This is a genomic window from Deltaproteobacteria bacterium (assembly GCA_011773515.1).
GTDB lineage: Bacteria > Desulfobacterota > Deferrimicrobia > J040 > J040 > WVXK01.
In genome coordinates, this window is sequence record WVXK01000109.1 from 3386 (window position 1) to 5875 (window position 2490).

The 2490-nt window shown below is 41.5% G+C and carries 2 protein-coding genes; both read left to right on the forward strand.

What is annotated here, in order from left to right; all coding sequences use genetic code 11:
- Positions 1 to 467 precede the first annotated feature (467 nt).
- The gene (locus GTN70_11610; protein NIO17606.1) at positions 468 to 1751 is read left to right on the forward strand and encodes a hypothetical protein; all 1284 of its coding nucleotides are present in this window, start codon (positions 468 to 470) and stop codon (positions 1749 to 1751) included.
- An 86-nt stretch (positions 1752 to 1837) separates the two neighbouring features.
- Positions 1838 to 2479, forward strand: a complete 642-nt coding sequence (locus GTN70_11615) for a hypothetical protein (protein ID NIO17607.1) — start codon at positions 1838 to 1840, stop codon at positions 2477 to 2479.
- The last annotated feature ends 11 nt before the right edge of the window (positions 2480 to 2490 follow it).

A 2490-nucleotide genomic window follows, 5' to 3' on the forward strand; every position in this document is an offset into this window, starting at 1 on the left:
GAGGCGGGTGACCATACAATCTTTATTGCTGAAATCATTTCAGGAAAGGTTTTAAATGAATCAATAAAACCACTGGCTTTTTTTCCCTCTCACTATTTTGGCCGTTAAGCAGGCATTATTTTTCTCCAGTGTGCCAACGGAAGCTATCTTTCCGTCTGGATCTATAGTCCCTCCCGCATACCTACTTGCCAGTTCGGCATTTTAGTTCTATAGCGTTTATTTTTGGATTGTCATCCAATATTTTTTCAACTTATTTTTCTCGGCAAAATGGTGTCAGAGCATTATAAGCTGAGAATTTTATGTGAGGCAACTTGGGGGGTGATTAGGTGTCAGAGCACTTTATGTGAGATGGGAATGCTTTGATCATCTTGACCGATACCTTCTTTATTAGTATTAAAATAAAGTTGAATTTATACTTCATTTATATATAATTTAGCATAATTAAAGTTGGGGGGGGGATATCTCAGGTGAATATTCAAAACATGAGACGCTATCGAGCCATATTTGTCATCAGTTTCTATGCTTTTTTCATATACCTGTTTTACTATGGATTTTCCACTTCCAATGCCGTTGTTGATTATGGCGATGTCGAAACCTATCTCCACACGATATCCGATCTTGAATCCGGAATCGAGTCTGCATTGAAACAGGGAGTGAGGGAGTTTATCCTTCCTTCCGGTATCAGAGTTACGTTAACTCTCGATACCGAACTCCAAAGTGTTGTAAATGATATCTTCGTCAAATATGACCTCCCAGTCGGATCATTTATTGCGATAGAACCGAAAAGTGGCAAAATCATTGCCATGTCAGGGTATTCTTCCCGCGATGGGTTGCTGATGGAGCCAAACCTGCTCGCCAGCTACCCTGCCGCCTCACTAATCAAGATAATTACCGCTTCTGCAGCTTTGGAAGAGCTTAAATTTTCTCCGGGAACTGAAATTTCCTACAGAAGTGGGTTGTACAGGGTATCTCAACTTGATTTAAGAACACCGGAATCCAATAGATATCCTACGATGACCTTAACCGAGGCAATAGCAAAGTCGGCAAATAATGTTTTCGGAAAACTAACGGCAAACTATATCGGAAGGGAGCGGTTTATAAAATATCTCGATAGATTTTGTTTTTCAAGATCGTTACCCTTTGACTTCGATGTTGAAGAGAGCTTTGCCCAGGTGCCCGAGGAAGATTTGGAGCTTGCAAGAGCGGGCGCTGGTTTCGGGAAAATGATGATCTCTCCCATACACGCTGCGATGATTGGAGCTTCTGTGGCGAACAATGGGGTCATGATGAGGCCATATATCGTTGAATCGATAAGGGACAAGAGAGGGAATGTACTCTATTTGGCCAAAGAGGAGATTCTTGCAAAGACGGTACAGCCTGAAACTGCTAAAAATTTAATAAGGATGATGAAGAAAACCCCCGTTTTTGGGACGATGCGAAGGGCTTTTTCAAAAAGGAAATGGAGAAAATTAGCCCAAAAGTTTGATGTGGCCGGAAAAACAGGATCGATTACCTGGGGGCCGCCGAAACTTCGATATGAGTGGTCTCTCGGTATAGCTCCAGCGAGTGCTCCCTCCATATGTTTCGTTTCTCTCACGGGGAATAATGACCTCTGGCACATCAAGAGTACCCATGTCGTGAGGGAAGCTCTTGCAGAGTATTTCAACTATGATTACAAGAAAACAGTTCGGAAGAAAAAGGCAAAGAAAAGGAAAAGAAGAAAGAGGACAAACAGGAGAAACCAGAGCTGAGATCAGAGATAAACTGTTTTCCTCCCGAAGGTGTCAGAGCAAAAGGAATTGAGCAAGGTTTTTCGGTGGTTGGGATGTGGGAGTAAGTGAATAAAAAGGTAGCATATTCTCTCATTGTAATAGTCCTTGGTTTAACTGCATTTGTTGCTTCCCTGATCGAATACTCTGATTCCATGCTGACAGAGGAAATGAATACATTGCTTCAAAAACAGATAAATGCCGAATCGAGCATGGAAAGTGTGCATTTCAGTCTGATCAGGGGAATGATATCGGCACGAAATTTAGCGATTAAAGATCAGAAAGGGGCAGAAAAAGAATACCTTTTAAAAATAAATAATATCTCTGCTGATGTGAGTCCCGGCGAGTTGTTTGCGAAAAAGATTGAGATCAGCATACTTGAAGTGAATGGATTGCAGATAACCGCTCGAAAAAAGGGGTTATGGGAAAATTTCGATAATATTTTTTCCAAAAACCGGGAAGTTATCGATGTAGGCACACGAAGGAGGAGGGGAGAAAGCCCTGTTGAGATAATGATAAAAAATATAAGGATTAGCCAGGCCACGATCTTCTCTCACTTTCTGAAAGATAACAAATCCGCAATGATCGATACGGTAGACATTCCCGGACTCTGGAGACTCAGGGATAGGAGCGGGATCGATACCCTTGTTGAAGCAATAATGAAGTCTCTGGAAAAGGAAATTGCAAGGAAAAAAATTAAAGATAATTGAAAAGGGAATCA